Annotated in this window: 19 protein-coding genes; 10 read left to right on the top strand and 9 right to left on the bottom strand. The window is 66.0% G+C overall.

The window, feature by feature from the left end:
- Positions 1-93: 93 nt before the first annotated feature.
- Positions 94-651 carry a translation initiation factor IF-3 gene (infC, locus tag R2C4_RS06580; protein WP_333867459.1) on the top strand — a complete coding sequence of 186 codons (558 nt, stop codon included), beginning with the start codon at positions 94-96 and terminating at the stop codon, positions 649-651.
- A 140-nt stretch (positions 652-791) separates the two neighbouring features.
- Here infC and R2C4_RS06575 read toward each other — a convergent pair whose 3' ends face one another.
- From R2C4_RS06575 to R2C4_RS06535, 9 genes are all read right to left on the bottom strand, one after another.
- A complete protein-coding gene (locus R2C4_RS06575) occupies positions 792-1580 on the bottom strand; it encodes an FAD binding domain-containing protein (protein ID WP_141890052.1) in 789 nt (262 codons plus the stop codon).
- A gap of 86 nt (positions 1581-1666) precedes the next feature.
- Positions 1667-4030: a xanthine dehydrogenase family protein molybdopterin-binding subunit gene (locus R2C4_RS06570; RefSeq protein WP_141890051.1), complete on the bottom strand. Its 2364-nt coding sequence runs from the start codon at positions 4028-4030 to the stop codon at positions 1667-1669.
- 99 nt (positions 4031-4129) lie between these two features.
- Positions 4130-4615 (bottom strand): (2Fe-2S)-binding protein, encoded by a 486-nt coding sequence (locus tag R2C4_RS06565; protein WP_058287968.1) that lies wholly within the window; start codon positions 4613-4615, stop codon positions 4130-4132.
- 163 nt (positions 4616-4778) lie between these two features.
- Positions 4779-5792, bottom strand: a complete 1014-nt coding sequence (locus R2C4_RS06560; RefSeq protein ID WP_141890050.1) for a molybdopterin-binding protein — start codon at positions 5790-5792, stop codon at positions 4779-4781.
- Complete coding sequence (locus tag R2C4_RS06555; RefSeq protein WP_141890049.1) at positions 5789-6769, bottom strand: XdhC family protein; 981 nt, start codon at positions 6767-6769, stop codon at positions 5789-5791. Before R2C4_RS06555 ends, R2C4_RS06560 begins: the two co-directional genes overlap by 4 nt.
- Before the next feature lie 157 nt (positions 6770-6926).
- Positions 6927-7517, bottom strand: a complete 591-nt coding sequence (locus tag R2C4_RS06550) for a DUF6691 family protein (RefSeq protein ID WP_141890048.1) — start codon at positions 7515-7517, stop codon at positions 6927-6929.
- Between the two features lie 3 nt (positions 7518-7520).
- Positions 7521-8072 (bottom strand): YeeE/YedE thiosulfate transporter family protein, encoded by a 552-nt coding sequence (locus R2C4_RS06545; protein WP_141890047.1) that lies wholly within the window; start codon positions 8070-8072, stop codon positions 7521-7523.
- A 96-nt stretch (positions 8073-8168) separates the two neighbouring features.
- Complete coding sequence (locus R2C4_RS06540; RefSeq protein WP_141890046.1) at positions 8169-9434, bottom strand: vWA domain-containing protein; 1266 nt, start codon at positions 9432-9434, stop codon at positions 8169-8171.
- A gap of 67 nt (positions 9435-9501) precedes the next feature.
- Entirely contained in the window at positions 9502-10422 is a 921-nt protein-coding gene (locus R2C4_RS06535) for an AAA family ATPase (RefSeq protein ID WP_141890045.1), read from the bottom strand.
- Positions 10423-10673: 251 nt separating this feature from the next.
- Here R2C4_RS06535 and R2C4_RS06530 point away from each other — a divergent pair, with 251 nt between their 5' ends.
- The 9 genes from R2C4_RS06530 (at position 10674) to R2C4_RS06490 (ending at position 20846) form a co-directional block, all read left to right on the top strand.
- Positions 10674-11738 (top strand): glycosyltransferase family 2 protein, encoded by a 1065-nt coding sequence (locus tag R2C4_RS06530; protein WP_141890044.1) that lies wholly within the window; start codon positions 10674-10676, stop codon positions 11736-11738.
- Positions 11739-11888: 150 nt separating this feature from the next.
- Positions 11889-12845 carry a phosphoadenosine phosphosulfate reductase gene (locus R2C4_RS06525; RefSeq protein WP_141890043.1) on the top strand — a complete coding sequence of 319 codons (957 nt, stop codon included), beginning with the start codon at positions 11889-11891 and terminating at the stop codon, positions 12843-12845.
- 64 nt (positions 12846-12909) lie between these two features.
- Positions 12910-13950: a dihydroorotase gene (pyrC, locus tag R2C4_RS06520; RefSeq protein WP_141890042.1), complete on the top strand. Its 1041-nt coding sequence runs from the start codon at positions 12910-12912 to the stop codon at positions 13948-13950.
- 131 nt (positions 13951-14081) lie between these two features.
- A complete protein-coding gene (locus tag R2C4_RS06515; RefSeq protein ID WP_141890041.1) occupies positions 14082-15440 on the top strand; it encodes a calcium-binding protein in 1359 nt (452 codons plus the stop codon).
- A gap of 117 nt (positions 15441-15557) precedes the next feature.
- Entirely contained in the window at positions 15558-16238 is a 681-nt protein-coding gene (locus tag R2C4_RS06510) for an orotate phosphoribosyltransferase (protein WP_039949719.1), read from the top strand.
- 329 nt (positions 16239-16567) lie between these two features.
- The gene (locus R2C4_RS06505) at positions 16568-18091 is read left to right on the top strand and encodes a replicative DNA helicase (RefSeq protein ID WP_058287957.1); all 1524 of its coding nucleotides are present in this window, start codon (positions 16568-16570) and stop codon (positions 18089-18091) included.
- Positions 18092-18286: 195 nt separating this feature from the next.
- The gene (gene alr, locus R2C4_RS06500) at positions 18287-19324 is read left to right on the top strand and encodes an alanine racemase (protein ID WP_141890040.1); all 1038 of its coding nucleotides are present in this window, start codon (positions 18287-18289) and stop codon (positions 19322-19324) included.
- The gene (locus tag R2C4_RS06495) at positions 19321-20103 is read left to right on the top strand and encodes an MlaE family ABC transporter permease (protein ID WP_058287955.1); all 783 of its coding nucleotides are present in this window, start codon (positions 19321-19323) and stop codon (positions 20101-20103) included. The genes alr and R2C4_RS06495 overlap by 4 nt, the downstream gene beginning before the upstream one ends.
- Positions 20100-20846 carry an ABC transporter ATP-binding protein gene (locus R2C4_RS06490; protein WP_058287954.1) on the top strand — a complete coding sequence of 249 codons (747 nt, stop codon included), beginning with the start codon at positions 20100-20102 and terminating at the stop codon, positions 20844-20846. Before R2C4_RS06495 ends, R2C4_RS06490 begins: the two co-directional genes overlap by 4 nt.
- Positions 20847-20957 lie beyond the last annotated feature (111 nt).

Raw genomic sequence — 20957 nt, 5'->3', positions numbered from 1 at the left:
AAAAACAGCTTTCCTGCCGCCATACCGCCCATAAGTCTTGAATCACACGCGCGGGGGCAGTAGCGTTCCCGCACTTTTTGCAATGACAGAAGGATAGCAGTCATAGCCCGCAGACCTCATAACGCGCCGCCGCAACGTGATACCGGCCCGCGCGTCAACGAAAAAATCCGCGCCCCCGAAATCCGCCTGATTGGCGCCGATGGTGAAAACGCCGGTGTCGTGCATCCGGCCAAGGCCATGGAAATGGCTGCCGAAGCCGGACTGGATCTGGTTGAAATCTCGCCCAATGCCAACCCGCCCGTGTGCAAGATCATGGACTTTGGCAAGTTCAAGTACGAACAGCAAAAACGCGAGAGCGAAGCCCGTAAGAAGCAGAAGATCATCGAGGTCAAAGAGGTCAAGTTCCGTCCTAACACGGACACTCATGACTATGACGTGAAGATGCGCAACGTCTTCAAGTTCCTGGAAAACGGCGACAAGGTGAAAGTCACCCTGCGCTTCCGCGGCCGCGAGATGGCGCACCAGAACCTCGGCCGCGAGCTGCTGGAACGGGTGGCCGAAGACACCAAGGAAATCGGCAAGGTCGAAAACATGCCGAAGATGGAAGGCCGCCAGATGATCATGATGATCGGCCCGCTGGCCAAGAAGTAAGCCGCGCCGCAGGTGCACGGCACAGCCCCGCAGGCCCGTCCTGCGGGGCCTTTTTATGCCTTGGACGGTGTGCCCCCTGCCCCAAACGCTAACAGGCACCGGACCCCGGTGCCTGCTGCTTCTCCGCGGTTCAGCCGGTCTCAGGCCGCCGCCGCCACCGCCCGCCTGGTCATCACCGCCGCCAGATGGGCGCGGTATTCCTTGGTGCCGTGCAGATCGCCGATCATGCCGCCGGCATCCAGACTGAGGCCGTCGAGCGCGTCAGGCGCGAAACTGGCATCCAGCGCCGCCTCGGCCTCGCGCCAGCGGAACACGCCCTCCTCTGACGCGCCGGTAACGGCCACCCGCACGCCGGCGGCGTATTTCGCAACAAACACGCCGACCAGCGCAAAGCGGGAGGCGGGCTGCTCGAACTTCTGGTAATTGGCCTTCTGCGGCACCGGAAAGCGTACCGCGGTGATGATCTCGCCCTCTTCCAGCGCGGTTTCGAACAGGCCGCGGAAGTAGTCATCGGCGGTGATCTCGCGCCGGCTGGTGACGATGGTGGCACCGCTGCCCAGCGCCGCCGCCGGATAACAGGCCGCCGGGTCATTGTTGGCCAGCGAGCCGCCGATGGTGCCGCGGTTCCTGACCGCCGGATCGCCGATATGGCTGGCCAGATCCGCCAGCGCCGGATAGGGGCCCGCCGCGGCTTCGGCCGCCTCGGCATGGGTGACCGCGCCGCCGATGGTCAGCATGCCGCCGTTGTCGCTCAGCTCCTTCAGCTGCGCAATGCCGGTGAGGGAGACCAGCTTCGACGGCATCGCCAGCCGCTGCTTCAGCGTCGGGATCAGCGTCTGCCCGCCGCCGAGCGCCTGCGCGTCCTCATCCGCCAGCGCGGCCACGGCCTCAGCGACGGTCGAGGGTTTCTCGAATTCGAATTCATACATCGCGTATCCTTTCCGAAAACCGGCTGACCGGCTTTCATCTTTCCGAAAATACTCCGGGGGTATGGGGGCAGAGCCCCCATGAACCCTTACCCGTTCATCGCCGCCCAGACCCGCGCGGGCGACAGCGGCATGTCGATATGGGTGACACCCTTGCCGCCCGACTGCAGCGCGTCGATCACCGCGTTGACCACCGCGGGCGGTGAGCCGATGGCGCCGGCCTCGCCGCAGCCCTTCACCCCCAGGGGGTTATGGGTGCAGGGCGTCTGGCAGGAATGATCCACCTGATAGAACGGCACGTCATCCGCGCGCGGCATGGCGTAATCCATGAAGGAGGCCGACAACAGCTGGCCGTCTTCGTCATAGGCCGCGTTTTCCAAGAGCGCCTGGCCGATGCCCTGCCCCAGTCCGCCATGAACCTGGCCGTCGACGATCATCGGGTTGATGATATTGCCGAAATCATCGGCAGCCGCGAAGCGCTCGATGGTGACCTTGCCGGTGTCGGGATCCACTTCCACCTCGCAGGCATAGGCACCGGACGGATAGGTGAAGTTGGCGGGATCATAGAACGCGGTCTCCTCCAGCCCCGGCTCCAGCTCCTCCAGCGGGTAGTTGTGGGGGACATAGGCCGTCAGGGTGACATCGCCCCAGGCCACCGATTTGTCGGTGCCTGCAACGGTGAACTGGCCGTCCTTCAATTCGATATCGGCGTCAGACGCCTCCATCAGATGGGCTGCGATCTTCTTGGCCTTACTGATGATCTTCTCGGTCGCCCGCACCATGGCGGAGCCGCAGACGGCGATGGAGCGCGACCCGTAGGTGCCCATGCCGAAGGGCACCCGCCCGGTGTCGCCATGCACGATATCGACCATGCTTTCATCAATGCCGATCATATCCGCAACCACCTGCGGAAAGGAGGTTTCATGCCCCTGCCCGTGCGAATGCGCGCCGACAAAGACGCTGATGGTGCCGGTGGCATTCACCCGCACGGTGGCGGCGTCATACAGGCCCGCCCGCGCGCCCAGCATGCCGACGATGTTGGAGGGCGCGATACCGCAGGCCTCGATATAGCAGTTGACGCCGAAGCCGCGCAGCTTGCCGTTCTTCTCGCTTTCCGCACGGCGTGCGGCAAAGCCGGCGATGTCCGCGACTTCCTCCAGCTTGTCCATGGTCGCCACATAGTCGCCGGTGTCATAGGTCAGTGCCACCGGGGTTTCATAGGGAAACTCGGTGATGAAGTTCTGGCGGCGCAGCGCAATCGGGTCGGCGCCCAGTTCGCGCGCGGCCTTGTCGATCACCCGCTCCAGCTGGAAGGTCGCCTCCGGCCTGCCCGCACCGCGGTAGGCATCGACGGGCACCGTGTTGGTGAACACGGTCTTGACGTTCACCTGCACGATCGGCGTCTTGTAGTTCCCCGCCATCAGGGTGCCATGCAGGTAGCTGGGCACCGAGGTGGAGAAGGTCGACAGATACGCGCCCATATTGGCCATCGTGTTGGTGCGCAGCGCGGTGAAGTTGTTGTCCGCGTCCAGCGCCAGCTCGATCTTGGTCACATGGTCGCGGCCATGAGCGTCGGAGATGAAGGCCTCGGCCCGTGTTGAGGTCCATTTCACCGCCCGCCCGCAGGCCTTGGCGGCGAAGGTGCAGAAGGCTTCCTCGGCATAGTGGAAGATCTTGGAGCCGAAGCCGCCACCCACATCGGGCGCAATCACCCGCACCTTGTGTTCGGGCAGGCCCAGCACAAAAGCGCACATCAGGAGGCGGATCACATGCGGGTTCTGGCTGGTGGTGTGGAGCGTGTATTCGTCCGTGCCACGTGTGTATTCACCGATCGCCACGCGCGGCTCCATCGGGTTGGCGACCAGCCGGTTGTTGACCAGTTCCAGCGTCGTCACATGCGCCGCAGAGTCAAAGGCCGCCTGCACCGCATCGTCATCGGGATTGCCGAACACCCAGTCATAACAGAGGTTTGAGGTCAGGTCCTCATGCACCTTGGTGGCGTCCTCCGCCAAGGCCGACGCCATGTTCACCACGGCGGGCTTGTCGCTCAGGTCCAGCTCAATCGCTTCCGCCGCATCGCGGGCCTGCTCCAGCGTGTCGGCGACCACGGCAGCGACGATCTCGCCCACGTGGCGGATGGTGCCGTCGGCGATGATCGGGTGTCGCGGCTCCTGCTGCGGGTTGCCGTGGCGGTCGGTGACGCCCCAGCCGCAGGGGATGCCGCCCACCTCGGCGAAATCGGCGCCGGTGAAGATCTTCACCACGCCGGGCATCGTCTCAGCCGCGGATGTGTCGATGGAATTGATGGTTGCATGGGCCACATCCGCGCGCAGGAAATGCACGTAGGCCTGGCCGTTCACGTTGATGTCGTCGGTGTAGTTTCCGGCTCCTGTCAGGAACCGCACGTCCTCGCGCCGCTTGGGGCTGGCGCCGATGCCTTGGTCCTTGGGCATGTCTGGTCTTTCCTCCCTGGAGGGTGCTGCCTCTGGCGCACCTCTTTGTCACCTACTCCTTGGTCAGCTCAGGCCGCGGTCCGGCCTGGGGTCTTGCGCTCATTCCGCCGCGATGGAGGAGACATCCTGGCCCGAGGCCGCCATGATCGCCTTGACGATATTGTGGTAGCCGGTGCAGCGGCACAGGTTGCCCTCAAGGTAGTCGCGGATTTCCTGTTCGCTGGGTTTGGGGTTGTCCTTCAGCAGTGCTGCCGCCGACATCACCATGCCCGGCGTGCAGAAGCCGCATTGCAGCCCGTGGTGGTCCTGGAACGCCTGCTGGATGGTGTTGAGCGAGCCGTCGGCGTTGGCCTGGCCTTCGATGGTGGCGACCTCGGCCCCCTCGGCCTCCAGCGCCAGCATGGTGCAGGCCTTCACCGCCTTGCCGTCCACATGCACAACGCAGGCGCCGCACTGGCTGGTGTCGCAGCCCACATGGGTGCCGGTCAGCCCCAGCTGCTCGCGCAGGAATGAGGACAGCAGCGTGCGCCCTTCAACCTCGCCGCTGGCATCCTTGCCGTTCACGGTCATGGAGACCTTGGCCATAGTACCCTCCCTTTAGCTTGTTTTTGTCTGGCTGACGGGAGTTAAGCACGGGCCGCGCCGTCCGCGAAGTGTTTTAACGGGGGGGCAAGGGGTAAAATTCGCGTCAGAAGGGCTTACCCAAGGTTGTGACCCTGCGTCACAAATCCCGCGCTGCGCTGCGGCGTCAGCCTTCTGCATCGCGGCGCGGCATCGGGCGGGTGGGGATTTCCTTCAACAGCCCGCCGACGCCCATGGCGGCGATATCGGCAGAGCGGACAGGCAGACCGCAGATCACCCGCTCCAGCACCCAGTCGGCACCGTTGAGGGCCGGAGAACGGGCGCAGCCCGGCAGGCCGATCACCGGCTTGTCCCGGCAGGTGCCCAGAAACAGTAGGTTGCCGGGGTCGACCGGCATTCCGAAGCGGGTCATGGTGCCGCCTGCGATGCGCAGCGCTTCGGGTGCGACGTCGTGAATGTCAGAGGTGGCGGAGCCGGTGAGGATCAGCACCAGCTGCCCCGGTGCCCGGGTAATCGCCTCGGCCAGCGCGTCCTCCCGGTGCGGCACCACCACCCGCGCCGACAGGCTGAGGCCCATCCGGTGCAGCCGGCCTGCCATCGCGGCGCGGCCCTTGTCAGGCAAATTGTCGGGCGGGGTGTCCTCGCTCACCGTGGTTTCGATCAGCGTGGCGGAGGACAGGACCGGCGGCAGCACCCGGATGGCGTCCCCGGCCCCGCTGCTGGCGCGGCGGATGGCATCGGCACGCACGCCATAGGAGATGATCTTGATGGTGGCCAGCATGCCCCCGGCATCGGCCCGGTGATAGTCCGGCACGGTGGCGACGGTGATCATCGGGTCCACCGCATTGACGGCTTCAAGCTTGCCGCGGTCCAGCCGCACCAGGCCCGCGCCCGTGGCATAGAGGTTCACCCGCCCGGTGCCCGCGCCGGAGATCCGGATGCCCTGCGCGGACGGGTCCGGCACCAGCGCCTTTGCCAGTGTCTCTGCCGCCGCGTCCTCATGCATGTCGGCGGGGTCGAGCCGCGCGACGGTCAGTGTCTCGTGGCCTGCGGCGGCAAGGTCCTTGAGGTCGTCAGCCGTCAGCACCGTGCCCTTGGCCACCTTGCCGCTGGCGCCCTGCAGCGAGTGCGCGAGGATGGCGCCCTCGGCGTCCTTCAGGGGAACCGGGCCGAACCTCATGGCTGTTTGCCGCGCAGGACGGCGGTTATTTCCGCGAGGATGGAGACGGCGATTTCCGCCGGACCCGCCGCGCCGATATCCAGACCGATAGGGCCGTGGATGCGGCTGATCTGGTCTTCGGTGAAGCCTGCCTGCTGCATCCGGGCGGCGCGGGCGGCGTGGGTTTTCTTGCTGCCCAGCGCGCCGATGTAGAAGACATCCGCTGCCAGCGCCGCCTGCAGCGCCGGGTCGTCCAGTTTCGGGTCGTGGGTCAGCAGCACCAGCGCGGTGCGGCTGTCGAGGCCCAGCTTCTGGACCGCCTCGTCCGGCCAGTCATCCATCAGGGCCTCGCCGGGGAAGCGCTCCGCTGAGGCGAAGGCTGCGCGGGGGTCGATGATCACCGGGTCATAGCCCGCAATCCGCGCCATCGGCACCAGGGCCTGGGCGATATGGACCGCGCCCACCACCACCAGCCGCAGCGGCGGGTTGTGGACAGCCACGAAGGTCTCGCCATCGTCCTCCAGCCCGGACCGGTCCATGCGCATCCGGTCGGGGTATGCGCCGCGCGCCAGGCGGCGGGCGCCGGTTGTCAGGTTCACCTCATAGGCCACGGGCGCGCGGCTGGCGCGGGCCTCTACCAGCTCCGCCAGAAGGTCTGCGGGCAGCGCAGCGCCGATGGGTTCCACCAAAACCTTGATGGTGCCGCCGCAGGCGAGGCCGACGGCAAAGGCGTCCGCATCGCTGACGCCGAATTCCAAAAGCCGGTGCTTGCCGTCCGCCAGCGCCTCCTGCGCCTCCACCACAACCGCGCCTTCGACGCAGCCGCCGGAAACGGAGCCTTCGATCCTGCCATCGCCCGACACCGCCAGCTGCGCCCCGGTGCGGCGCGGGGCGGAGCCCCAGGTCTGCACCACGGTCGCAAGGGCCGCGCCTGCGCCGGATGTGTGCCATTCCAGCGCGGTCTCCGGCGCGGTCTCAAACTGGGCGGTGTGCTGCATCTTGCGTCTCTCCCCGGGCCGCCCGGGCGGCGGCTGCCTTTAAACCTCGGCGCTGGCAGGGGAAGTTTCAAGCGCGAAGCGCCCGCAAAAGGCGGGCGAAAGACCGGAAAGCGCCCGCCATCCCCGGCGGGCGCTCCCCTGTTGCCCTGCGCGCGGTTTATTCCGCAGGCTGCGCGGCAGGTTTCTGCGGCAGCAGCCGTTCCGGCAGGGCAAAGGCCAATGCGATGAAGCCAAGGCCCAGGACGATCCCCAGAAGGTCGCCGGGCAGCGCGGTCAGGCCGTCGTATCCGGCGCCCGGCACTGCGCCCAATGTCACCTTGCCGCCCGCGAAACTGTTCAAGAGGCCGCTGGCCTTCCACGCCGGGTAGGTGACCATATAGGCCGCCGCGCCCAACAGGCCGCCCGCGATGAAGAACAGCGCGTCCTTGCGGCCCGAGGCGGCAGCGACCACGCCGGTGCCGGGGCAGTAGCCCGCCAGCGCCCAGCCCGCGCCCAGCATCAGCCCGCCAATGAAGACGCCGGCATAGGCCGCTTTGACCGACATGTGGCCAACATCAACCAGCCCCGCCATCTGGCCGCCGAACATCAGGACCGAGCCGGTGCCGATCGCCAGCAGGATGTTTTTCGCCAGGTTCAGGTTGGTGAGGTTCAGCATCTTGCCGATATAGTTGGGGTTGGAGGCCCCGATCCGGTCCAGCACCGCGCCAAAGGCAGCGCCGATCACGATTGCCAGGATAATGGTGGTCATGGCTCAGGCCTCCTTCTTGAACAGCATCAGCGAGACGGGGATAGCGGCGGCAAAGGCGCCGGCGGCAAAGATGTAGCCCGACAGCGCGGTCTGCATCATGCCGGACATCATGTGGCCGGAGGTGCAGCCGCCCGCCAGCCGCGCGCCGTAGAGCACGATGAAGCCGCCAAGGAAGGCCGCGGCATAGCGTTTCGCGGTGCTGTCGCCGAAGTTGGCGCGCCACAGGGCATGCACGTTGCGCTCCGCTCCGGTGATGCCGCCGCGCAGCTTGGCCGACAGCAGCCCGCCCAGCGCCATCGCCAGCACGAAGACGAAGCTGTAGTTCAGCGGATTGGCGATGGCTTTGGCGTATTTGCCGTCCGATTTCGCCAGATAGGCGTTGGTTGAGGTATACCCGTCGGCGGTCTGAGTCACCAGCTGCGGGTTCACGGCGTCCGCGAGGATGCCGTCGAGGATCACGAACTGGGTCGAGACCCCGATGGGCTTGACCAGCAGCACCGCCAGGAAGAACACCAGCCCCAGCAAGAGCCCCCCGGCTTTCCAGTTGAGTGGCATGATTTCTCCTTTCGCACGTTACATTCTGTTTTCAGAATATATCAGAGCCATAAGAAACGGTTTGATTCAGATCAAGTCACATTCCGGTTTTGGAATTCATTTTCCGCCGGGCGGCAGCAGCGCCATCAGCCGCGCCTTCTCGCCCGCGTCGGCGGGGCTGGAGATCACCTGCGCCAGCTCCTCCAGCGAGGCGATGGAGTGGCCCGCGCGGAAGCTGTCGGCATAGGGCAGCATGGCGCGGATGCCCTGCGCCTTGGGGGCAAAGCCGTCCCAGCGCAGCAGGGGGTTCAGCCAGATCAGGCGGCGTGACGACAGCTGCAGCCGCTGCATCTCGCGCGCCAGGGCCTCTGGCTCGCCGCGGTCCAGCCCGTCGGTGATCAGCAGGACCACCGCCCCCTGCCCCATCACCCGGCGCGACCAGTCGCGGTTGAAGGCGTGCAGGCAGTCGCCGATCCGGGTGCCGCCTTCCCAGTCCTGCGCTTCCGCCCCTGCGGCGGCAAGCGCCGCGTCGACGTCGCGCTGGTGCAAGTGGCGGGTGATATTGGTGAGCCGGGTGCCGAAGGTGAACCCATGCACCCGCGCCCAGCCCGCGCCCTTGGCGTTGGCGGCGGAATGCAGGAAATGCAGGATGATGCGGCTGTACTGGCTCATCGAGCCGGAGATATCGCAGAGCACCACCAGGTTGGGCCAGCGGATGCGGCGTTTGGCGCGGGCGATCTGCTGCAGGTCGCCGCCCTGGCGCGCGGCCTTGCGCAGGGTGCGGCGCCAGTCGGCCCGGCGCCCGTTGGGAGAGGCCATCAGGCGGCGCGACTGGATCGGCGTCACCGGCAGCGCGAGCTGCGCCAGGATGCGCTTGGCGGCGGCAACTTCGGCGGTGCTCATCTGTTCGAAATCGAGGGTTTTCAGGCGCTCCTCTGCCGAGGCGGTGCGGGAGGCGTCGATGCCGATCTCCGTGCCCTCCGGCTCCTCCGCCGGGGCTTCGGGCGGGTTGAGCATCCCGTCCAGCAGCGCCTCTGCCGCGCGTTTTTCGGCGGGTTTGGCGGCGCGTTCTTCCTGCACGCCGCGGATTGCGGGCAGCATCGCGGCCATCATCTGCTCAAGGTATCTGGGGTCGCGCCAGAACAGGCGGAAGACCTGGGCAAACACCAGCCGCTGCTCCGGCTTGGTGACGAAACAGGCGTGCAGGGCCCAGTAGAAATCCTCGCGGCTGGTGAAGCCTGCGGCAGCCACCGCCTGCACCGCGTCCAGCACCCGGCCGGGGCCGATCGGCAGCCCGGCCTTGCGCAGGGCGCGGGCGAAATGGGTGATGTTGCGGACCAGCTTGGGGTCGTCCGGCAGGGTGAGCGGCGGATAGTCAGGCATCAGTGGCCCTGGGGGCGCTGCCCCCGGCCTGCGGCCTCCCCCGGAGTATTTTTGGAAAGATGAACCATCAGGCGGCGTCCAGGCTGGCGCGCGCCTGATCCAGAATGCGCTTGGCCTCGGAGCCCTGCAGGCGGGCGATGTCGTCCTGGTACTTGAGGATGGCGCCGAGGGTGTCGGCAATCACCTCGGGGCTGAGGGCGATGACGTCGAGCGCCAGCAGGCAATTGGCCCAGTCGATGGTTTCGGCCACCCCCGGCTTCTTGAACAGATCCTCGGTGCGCAGGGCCTGCACGAAGGCGACGATTTCGCGGCTGAGCTGCTGGCTGGCCTCGGGGGCGCGGGCGTTCAGGATTTCCACCTCGCGGCTGAAATCCGGGTAGTCGACCCAGTGGTAGAGGCAGCGGCGCTTCAGCGCGTCATGCACTTCGCGGGTGCGGTTGGAGGTGAGCACGACGATCGGCGGCTCCGGCGCGCGGATGGTGCCGAGTTCCGGGATCGTCACCTGAAAGTCGCTGAGCGCCTCCAGCAGGAACGCCTCAAACGGCTCGTCGGTGCGGTCCAGTTCGTCGATCAGCAGCACCGGCGCGCCGTGCTCATCCGGGCGCATCGCCTGCAACAGCGGGCGTTCGATCAGGTAATCGGCGGAGAACAGTTCGTTCTGCAGCGCGGCGCGGCCGGCGGCGCCTGCGGCTTCGCCCGAAACTTCTGCGGTGCGGATGGCGACCATCTGGGCGGCGAAGTTCCATTCGTAGACGGCGCTGGCGGCGTCCAGCCCCTCGTAGCATTGCAGCCGGATCAGGCGGCGGCCCAGGCCCGCGGCCAGCGCCTTGGCGATCTCGGTCTTGCCGGTGCCGGCCTCGCCCTCCAGAAACAGCGGGCGGCCCAGTTTCAGCGACAGGAACACCACCGTGGCCAGCGCCCGGCCGCAGACATAGCCTTGGCCGGAGAGAACCTGCTGAACCTGATCAATTGACTGCGCCTGCTGCATGCTGAGCCTCCCTTTGCCCCGCCCAACAGGCCACGCTGCGCGGCGCCGGTCAAGCCGCGCGGCGCGGCAACGCTGCGGCGGCGGCGGCCCTGGACGGCCGCAGAGTTGTAAATCCCGTCCGGGCAGGTAAAACTTCACAACAGAGATGCGCTGACCCGGGCGCGGGTTACGAGGACCGAGAAGCACGCCATGCGCAAAGCCCCGCACAAGCTGTTCTGCCAGCCTGCCTCGACCCGGGAGGCCTGAGAGCGATGCGGGTTCTGGCGATCCTCTGCGTGCGCAACGAAGCTGCCTTTCTGCTGGAATGGCTGGCCCATCACCGGGCCGCCGGCTTTACCGATTTCCTGGTCTTTTCCAACAATTGCCAGGACGGGACGGCGCGGATGCTGGACCGGCTGGAGGCGCTGGGGCAGCTCGCTCATGTGCGCAACGAGGGGCCTTACGACAAGGGCGGCATCCAGTTCACCGCGCTGAAACAGGCGGACCGGCATCCGCTGATGCAGCAGGCCGATTGGGTGCTGGTGCTGGATATCGACGAGTTTGTCTGCATCAAGACCGGCGATGGCACGGTGGCGGACCTGCTGGCGGCGCTGCCGCAGGCGGATGCGGTGACGCTGACCTGGCGGCTGTTCGGCAATGCCGGGATCGTGCGCTTTGAGGATGTGCCGGTGACGGAACAGTTCACCCGCTGCGCGCCGGAGGTGATCCACTGGCCCTGGCGGGCGGTGATGTTCAAGACGCTGTACCGCAACAACGGCACCTACCGCAAATGCGGCGTCCACCGGCCCCGCGATGTGAAAGACGCGGCGCGGCTGGACCGCTTCCGCTGGTTCGACTGCGAGGGGCGCGAGCTGGGCGCCGAGTTCAAGACCAAGCGGCTGTTCTCCAGCTATGGCCAGCCGAACGGGCGCCTGGCGCAGCTGAACCACTACCCGCTGGGCGCGATGGAGAGCTATGTGCTGAAGGCCGACCGCGGCCGGGTCAACCGGCAGGCGGAGCTGGGGATGGATTACTGGGTGGAGCGCAATTACTGCGCGGCCAGCGACACTTCCATCGCGCGCAGCAGCGCGGCGCGGGCAGAGCTGCAAGCGGGCCTGCTGCGCGACCCGGAGCTGGCGCGGCTCCATGCCGGCGCGGTGGCGTGGCGCCATGAACGGTTTGCAGCGCTGATGCAGCAGGAGCCCTTCCGCGCGCTCTTTGCCCGGCTGCTGATGACGCCGCCCTCACGCGCGGTGAGCCCGGCGGCGGCGGAGCTGCTTCGCGGCTTTGCCCTGCAGGGCCAGACCGCCAGAGCGCAGCCCGAAGACGGCAGCTGAACCGCAGGCGCCGCGCCGGAAGGCCGCCGAAAGGACGCTGCAACGCCCTAAAGAGGCAGAAGTTTTTCCAAATTTGGCCTCAATTGCCTCCTAACTGTGACTCCGAGCAGCAAGCCCGCAGTATTGCGACGGGCGCAGAGGATAGCAGGTATGCCGGACGGACTTGAAAATCTGGAAGAAGACCTCTCCGGGCTGAAGCCTGTGCAGTGGAAGGCCCGGATGGCGGCCCTGGCGGAAGAGTACGGAATGCACCAGCAACTGGGCAGCCGCCACTTCGCCACCTTCATCGACCAGGGCAACACGCTGCTGGTGACCTTTGAGACCATGCAGGGCATTCACAACCTGTCCGATCTGGCGCAGCCGCTGGGGTTCGACCTGGTGAAGAACCTGGGCTGGTCGCATATGTGCGTGGTCTCCGACGGCGACACCTGGTTCCGCGATGAAAAAATCTACGGCTTTTTTGACCAGCTGATCGATGACGGCTTCTTCGACGAGTTCGACAATGTGATCTTCTACGGCGCAGGGCCTTGCGGCTATGCGGCGGCGGCCTATTCGGTGGCAGCCCCCGGCGCTGTGGTGGCGGCGGTGCAGCCGCAGGCGACCCTGGAGCCGCGGATGACCGAATGGGACGACCGGTTCACCGAGATGCGCCGCCTGTCGTTCACCGACCGCTACGGCTATGCGCCGGATATGCTGGATGCGGCGGAACAGGCCTTTGTGATCTATGATCCGCAGGAGCGTCTGGACGCCATGCACGCCTCGTTGTTTGCCCGCAAGAACGTGACCCGGCTGCGGGCGGCGTATCTGGGCGATGCGGTGCAGACCCGGCTGATCGAGATGGAGATGCTGTATCACATCCTGTCGCTGGCCGGCAGCCGCAAGCTGACGGCGGCGGCGTTTCACAAGCTGTTCCGCAGCCGCCGCAACAACTCTTTCTACCTGCGCAACCTGCTGGGCCGGCTGGAGCGCGAGGACCGCAACTATCTGGTTGCGCTGGTGTGCCGCAACGTGACCGAGCGGATGCGGGCGCCGCGGTTCCGCCGCCGCCTGCAGGAGCTGGAACAGCGGGCCGAAAGCGGCGAATTCCGGTTCCCGCCCAAACGCTGAACGGCGGCACCGCCCGGTCAATCCGCCGCTTTGTTTCGCCGCTGCCATGTGGTAACGCGGGCGCATGACCCAGACGCTGACCATCCCCCGCCCCGACGACTGGCACCTGCATCTGCGCGACGGCGCGATGCTGCAGGCCGTGCTGCCCGAAACCGCCCGCCATTTCGGCCGCGCCATCATCATGCCGAACCTGGTGCCGCCGGTGGTGACCGGGGACCAGGCCGCCGCCTACCGCGACCGCATTCTGGCGGCGCTGCCCGGCGGCATGGCGTTTGAGCCGCTGATGACCCTGTATCTGACCGAGGACACCGATCCGGAAGATGTGGCCGCCGCCCATGCCAGCGGGCTGGTCAAGGCGGTGAAGCTGTACCCGGCGGGAGCGACCACCAATTCGGCCTCCGGCGTGCGCGATTTCGACAAGGTGCGCCCGGTGCTGGAGAAGATGGCCGAGATCGGCCTGCCGCTGTGCACCCACGGCGAAGTGACCGACCACGACATCGACATCTTCGACCGCGAGGCGGTGTTCATCGACCGGGTGCTGGACCCGATCCGCCGGTCCACGCCGGGGCTGCGGGTGGTGATGGAGCATATCACCACGAAGAACGCGGCTGACTACGTGGCGAGCCAGGAGCGTGATCTGGGCGCGACGATCACCACGCACCACCTGATCATCAACCGCAACCACATTCTGGTGGGCGGCATCAAGCCGCATTACTACTGCCTGCCGGTGGCCAAGCGCGAGGAGCACCGGCTGGCGCTGCGGGCGGCTGCGGTCTCGGGCGACAAGCGGTATTTCCTGGGCACCGACTCCGCCCCGCACACCGACCCGAACAAGGAAAGCGCCTGCGGCTGTGCGGGCTGCTTCACCGCCACCAACACCATGTCCCTGCTGGCGCATGTGTTCGAGGAAGAGGGCGCGCTGGACAAGCTGGCGGGCTTTGCCTCCGAACACGGCCCGGCGTTCTATGGCCTGCCGGTGAGCGATCAGACGCTGACCCTGACCAAGGGTGAGGCGCCGGTACAGTTCCCGGAGAAGATCGAGACCGGCGACGGGCCTGTCACCGTGTTTGATCCGGGCTTTGAGGTTTACTGGCGTGCCGAATAGCAACACTTGTTAACCAACAGTAAAATTTCTCTCCCCTTCGCCTTGCCGGGAATCAGCAGCCCCACTCAAGTATCGGGCTATTGATTTCCGCCAGCGGCTGCCGCTGGCATTTACCGGTAAGGGGCAAGGGTATGACAACTTTTACGTTCAGTGGCGCGCGGGTCGATTTTGTGGACGGCGAACCGTCTTCGGTCAGCAATATCGAAGCGCAGGTGACGGTTCCGGACGCCAGCTCGACCTTCACTTACTCCATTATCGACCGTGACGAAGATGGTGTTGCCTTTATCGATATGGATGACGAGGTCCTTCAGGCGATTGCAGGCGGCGTCAACTTGGACAACCTGGGTTTCGACGTCCTGTCCGACGAAACCCTGATGACGCAGATCACCTGGTCCGGCGGCACCACTGTGATCCTGGCTGTCAGCCTGGAAACCGGCGACAACACCGACACAGAGTTCTATTTCGTGATCGACGGGGCCGCGCTGCCGCAAGTGAGCTCACCGGCGGATTGGAATGCCTTCGACGCTTCGATCTCCGGCTTGACCGACCCCACCGGGGCACTGGCGCCGGGTCAGGTCATTGCCTGGTCATCGCTGGCCGCCACCGGCTCCACCGAAGACGACGAGTTCTACGGCACGCCGGGCCGCGACACCTATGATGGCGGCGCCGGCGACGACTATTTTGTCAGTTCCAACGGGCGCGACACCTACAACGGCGGCAGCGGCACCTTTGATCAGGTTGCCTTTACCACTGACCCGAATGGGGTCATTGCGCATCTGGGCAAGGGCACCGCGACGGACGGCTGGGGCAAAACCGACACGCTGAAAAGCATCGAGGCGCTGCGCGGCTCCGCCCATGATGACAAGCTGATTGGCAACGGCAAGGCCAACTACTTCCGCGGCATCGAAGGCAACGACACCATCAACGGCGGCAAGGGCAAGGACGAGGTCCGCTATGACCGCGACGCGCGCTATGGCGGCGAGGACGGCGTGACCGTGGACTTGGCCAAGGGCTTTGCCATCGACGGGTTCGGCGACCGCGACACGCTGAAAAGCATCGAACGCGCGCGCGGCTCCGAAAGCGCGGACAAGCTTTTGGGCAACGGCGGCGGCAACCGCCTGATGGGTCTGGGCGGCAATGACACGCTGTCCGGCAAAGGCGGCGATGACCTGATCCTGGGCGGCGCCGGGCGCGACAAGATCCTCGGCGACGGCGGCAACGACGAGCTGTTCGGGGAAGGCGGCGCCGACCGGTTCATCTTCAGGGGCGCCTTCGGCGACGACACCGTGTCGGATTTCGAGACCGCCGGGCGCAAGGAAAAGATCGACCTGTCCGGAGTCACCCCCATCAAGTCGTTCCGCGATCTGAAGAACAACCACCTGTCCGAAAACGGCGATGGCGATGCCGTGATCAGCGACAACAACGGCAATACGATCACGCTGGACGGGATCGGGATCGCCGACCTGTCGGGCAACGATTTCCTTTTCTGACCCGCGCTGCGGCCGGCCCCCGCGATCATTGGGGGCCGGCCCTTCGCCGGGGCTTCAAACCGGTGGCGTTCCGGTTTAAGGACAGCAAAACCGCTGCCGCAAAGGATGCCCGCCGCCATGATCCCCTCTTCCTACCCGTCGAAAGAAGAAATCGCCCGCCTGTCGGCCCGGATGCTGCTGGAAATCGGCGCGGTGAACTTCAATACCGAGACGCCCTATACGCTGGCGTCCGGCCTGCCCTCGCCCAGCTATATCGACTGCCGCAAGCTGATCTCCTTCCCGCGCATCCGCTCCACCCTGATGGATTTCATGGCGGTGACCGTGATGCGCAACGCGGGCTTTGAGGCGTTTGACAACATTGCCGGCGGCGAGACTGCGGGCATTCCGTTCGCGGCCCTGGTGGCAGAGCGGCTGGCGCTGCCGATGACCTATGTGCGCAAGAAGCCCAAGGGCTATGGCAGGAACGCCCGCATCGAAGGGGTGATGACCGAGGATCAGCGGGTGCTGCTCGTGGAAGACATGACCACCGACGGCGGCTCGAAACTGTCCTTTGTCGATGCAATCCGCGAAACCGGCGCGTCTTGCGGCCACACCGCGGTGATCTTCTACTACGACATCTTCCCCGAAACCACAAAACGCCTGGGCGACCACGGCGTTGAGCTGCATTACCTGTGCACCTGGTGGGACGTTCTGGCAGAAGCCAAGGCACAGAAAAGCTTCAGCGAGGAGACGCTGGCCGAGGTGGAGAAATTCCTTAAGGATCCGCGCGCCTGGCAGGAAGCCAACAAGGCAGAGTGAGGCTGCGGCGGGCAGATTGCCCGCCAGTCCGCCGCCAGGGCCGCAGCAGGCGCGGCACGCGAAGATCCGCTTAACGCAAAGTTAAGCGCTCCCCGGCGGGCTGTGGAAAAGCCCGCCTCGAATCGTTCCCCGCGGCAGCTGATGCGCAGATATGGGGGCCTATCCAAACACGGCCGCATCATGTAGCCTGCATAGGACAGGCTTGCTGGCCCATTGCGGTAAACAGCCCACAGGCCCGGTGCGGATATCCACAGGGAATCCCCAGAGATTCCCAGATAGGCGAATGGCCCCGCGCACCGTATAAGGCGGCCGGAAAGACGAGAGCAGTGATGAACGAGATTACCCCTTTCGACGGCGATATGCCCCCTGCTGCCCCGATGCCCGAACCGGCCGCGGCGCCGGCGGCCGCGATGCCGGACAACGAGCTGCCCCATTCGGTGGAGGCGGAACAGCAGCTTTTGGGCGCGATCCTGACCAACAACGAGGTCTACGACAAGATCGCGCTGATCATCGACTCGTCGCATTTCTATGACCCGGTCCACGCCCGCATCTACGAGGTGGCGGCGGCGCGGATCTCCAAGAACGCGCTGGCCTCGCCGGTGACGCTGAAGGCGTTCCTGGAGGACCACGAGGGGCTGAAGGAACTGGGCGGGCCGGCCTATCTGGCCAAGCTCGCCGGCGCGTCGATCTCCGCTTTTGCGGTGCGGGATTACGCGCAGATGATTTACGACCTGGCGATCCGGCGCGAGCTGATCGCCCTGGGCCAGAGTATTTCAGAAAAGGCACGCCGCGTTGACGTGGCATCAGAACCCAAAGAGCAGATTGTTGAGGCAGAGCAGGCGCTTTACCAGCTGGCAGAGCAGGGCCAGACGGAAAGCGGCTTCAAATCTTTCCTGAAGGCCGTCACAGAAGCGGTCAATGTGACCAACGAGGCGTATCAGCGGGGTGGCGGCATGGCCGGCATCTCGACGGGCCTGACAGACCTCGACAAACAACTTGGCGGCCTGCATCCCTCGGACCTCCTCATCCTCGCAGGCCGCCCCTCTATGGGCAAGACGTCGCTGGCGACCAACATCGCCTTCAACGTCGCCAAGGCATACAAACGCGGGGTGAAACCCGATGGATCGGAAGGCGCGCTGGATGGCGGCGTGGTGGGGTTCTTCAGCCTCGAGATGAGCGCCGAACAGCTGGCAGGCCGGATCCTGGCGGAGGCGTCGGAAATCTCCTCGCACAAGATCCGCCAGGGCGACATGACCGAAAGCGAATTCCGCCGCTTCGTGCAGGCGGCAAAGGATCTGGAAAGCTGCCCGCTGTTCATTGACGACACGCCGGCCATTCCGATCTCCCAGCTGGCCGCACGGGCGCGCCGCCTGAAGCGGACCCACGGGCTGGACCTTTTGGTGATCGACTATCTGCAGCTGTGCCGCGGCATGGCCGACAACCGGGTGAACGAGATCGCCGAAATCTCGATGGGGATGAAGGCGATTGCAAAGGAGCTGAACATCCCGGTGATCGCGCTGTCGCAGCTGTCGCGCCAGGTGGAGAACCGCGAGGACAAGCGCCCGCAGCTGTCGGACCTGCGGGAATCGGGCTCGATCGAACAGGACGCCGACGTGGTGATGTTCGTGTTCCGCGAGGAATACTACAAGGAACGGGAAAAGCCCGGCGACCACGAGCTGGAGAAGATGGAGGAGTGGAAGCAGGCGATGGAGCGGCTGCACGCCAAGGCCGAAGTCATCGTCGGCAAGCAGCGTCACGGCCCCATCGGCACGGTGGAGCTGTCGTTTGAGGCGCAGTTCACCCGCTTCGGCAACCTCGCCAAAGCCTGGCAGCAAGGCTACGACGAGCACTGATCCCGGCCCCTGCGGCCCGGATCGCGGAATTTCAGCGCTGCTGCCTGCCGGATCCATTGACCGTCAGGCCATCAGCACCAGCCCGGGCCGGCTCCCCCGCCGGACCGGGCTTTTTTGCTTCTTCAAAGGCAAACCTCCGCCGGCATTCCGGTTTTTCCCCCTTGACCTGCGCCCCGCCCATGTCATGAACACCGCATGAGCACGGCAAGATTGACAATCAACCTGGATGCGCTGGTCACCAACTGGCGGAATCTGGATGCGCTGACCAACTGCGAGACAGCCGCGGTGGTCAAGGCGAACGGCTACGGCCTGGATGCAGGCCGGGTGGGCAAGGCGCTGGCCCGGGCGGGCGCGCGCAACTTCTTTGTGGCCGCGGCCGAGGAAGGCGGCGCGCTGCGCCGCGCGCTGGGGCCGGGCCCCGGCATCTCGGTGTTCTCCGGCCATATGGAGGGCGACGCCAAGCTGTTGAACGATTTCCAGCTGACGCCGATGCTGAATTCGCTGGACCAGATGCTGCGCCATTTCGAGACCCTGCCGGGCCACCCGTTCGGGGTGCAGCTGGACAGCGGCATGAACCGGCTGGGCATGGAGGCGGGCGAATGGGCCGCGGTGGCGGAAATCGCCCTGGGCCAGAACCCGGTGCTCCTGATGTCGCATCTGGCCTGCGCCGATGAGCCGGGCCACGGCATGAACGCCCGCCAGCTGCACACCTTCCGCGAGCTGACGGACGGGCTGGACATCCCCCGCTCGCTGGCGGCGACCGGCGGGATGCTGCTGGGCGCCGATTACCACTTCGACCTCTGCCGCCCCGGCATCGGCCTCTATGGCGGGCTGCCGTTCAAGGACGCGCTGCCGGTGGTGCAGCTGGACCTGCCTGTGATCCAGGTCCGCGATATGGAGCCGGGCGAAAGCGCCGGTTACGGCAATGCCTGGGTCGCCAAACGCCCCAGCCGCATCGCCACCGTTGCCGCAGGCTATGCCGACGGGTTGCACCGTGCGATGGGCCAGGGCGGCATTCAGGTTTACGCAGGCGATACCCCCTGCCCCGTTGTCGGCCGCGTCTCGATGGATCTGATCACCGTGGATGTCACCGACCTGGCCGAAGTGCCGGAGATGATGGCAATCCTGAACGAGCGCCAGACCGTGGACATGCTCGCCGATGCGGCGGGCACCATCGGCTATGAAATCCTGACCTCCTCAGGCCACCGATCGGCACGGACATATCTGGGATGACTCCAATCGCTCTCCTGGCCCGGCTGGGCCGCACCGCCCTGGCGGGGCTGTCGGCTGTTGGCCGCGCGGCGCTGTTTGCGCTTGGGGCCTTCAGCCATATGCTGCGCCCGCCCTATTACCCGCGGGAAGTGCTGAACGCGCTGCTGAACATCGGCTGGCTGTCGCTGCCGGTGGTCGGTCTGACCGCCATTTTCACCGGCGGCGCGCTGGCGCTGCAGATCTATGCCGGCGGCGCCCGCTTCAACGCCGAAGCCGTGGTGCCGCAGATCGTCGCCATCGGCATGGTGCGCGAGTTGGGCCCGGTTCTGGTCGGCCTGATGATCGCGGCACGGGTGACCTCTTCCATTGCGGCGGAGATCGCCACCATGAAGGTGACCGAGCAGATCGACGCGCTGGTGACGCTGTCCACCCATCCGATGAAGTACCTGGTCGCGCCCCGCGTGCTGGCGGCGCTGATCACGGTGCCGGTGCTGGTCGGCATCGGCGACATCATCGGCATCATGGGCGGCTATACGGTGGCGGTGCAGAACCTCGGCTTCAACGCCGCCGCCTACCTCAAGAACACGGTCGACTTCCTGGAGCCGCTCGACATCGTCTCCTCGCTGGTCAAGGGCGCGGCATTCGGCACCATCGCGGCGATGATGGGCTGCTACTACGGCATGCAGTCGGGCCGCGGCGCGCAGGGCGTGGGCCGGGCCACCAAAGGCTCGGTGGAAGCCGCCGCGGTGCTGATCCTGGCCGCCAACTTTGTCCTCACAGGGGTGTTCTTCTCGCTATGATCCGCATGGAAAACGTCCATAAGGCCTTTGGCGACAACCAGGTGCTGAACGGCATGACCCTGGAGATCCCCAAGGGCACCTCGATGGTGATCATCGGCGGCTCCGGCACCGGCAAATCGGTGGCGCTGAAAAGCATCCTGGGGCTGATCACCCCGGACTCGGGGCAGATCTTTGTCGATGGCAAGCCCGCAGACTCCGGCGACCGCGACAAGTTCCTGGCCCGCTTCGGCATGCTGTTCCAGGGCGGAGCGCTGTTTGACAGCTTGCCGGTCTGGCAGAACGTGGCCTTCCGCCTCTTGCGCGGCACGCTGAAGCGCCCAGCGGAGGAAGCCCGCGCCATCGCCATCGAAAAGCTGCGCCGCGTGGGCCTGAAGGCCAATGTGGCCGACCTGTTCCCGTCGGAGCTGTCCGGCGGGATGCAAAAGCGCGTGGGCCTCGCCCGCGCCATTGCGGCGGAGCCGGAGATCATCTTTTTCGATGAGCCGACCACCGGGCTGGACCCGATCATGTCCGGCGTAATCAACGACCTCATTCGCGAGATCGTGGTGGAGATGGGCGCCACGGCGATGACCATCACCCACGACATGACATCCGTCCGCGCCATTGCCGACAATGTGGCGATGCTGCACGGCGGGGTGATCCAGTGGACCGGCCCCGTCGCCGAGATGGACCACTCGGGCGATCCCTATCTCGACCAGTTCATCCACGGCCGCGCCGAGGGGCCGATCGAGGCGGTGCGGTAACAGCTCGGCTTGAACGGGCTTGATCCTCTTCTTCTGCCTGCAAATATCCCGGGGGAGCCGCGCGCCCCGCACGGCGGGGGCAGCGCCCCATCGCGGACCGGCCTCGGCCCG

Origin of the sequence: Leisingera aquaemixtae (genome assembly GCF_006740765.1) — a bacterium.
In the GTDB taxonomy this organism is placed as follows: Bacteria; Pseudomonadota; Alphaproteobacteria; order Rhodobacterales; family Rhodobacteraceae; genus Leisingera; species Leisingera aquaemixtae.
Note: the sequence above shows the minus strand (reverse complement) of the source record. Positions and strands in the feature narration are given on the sequence as shown.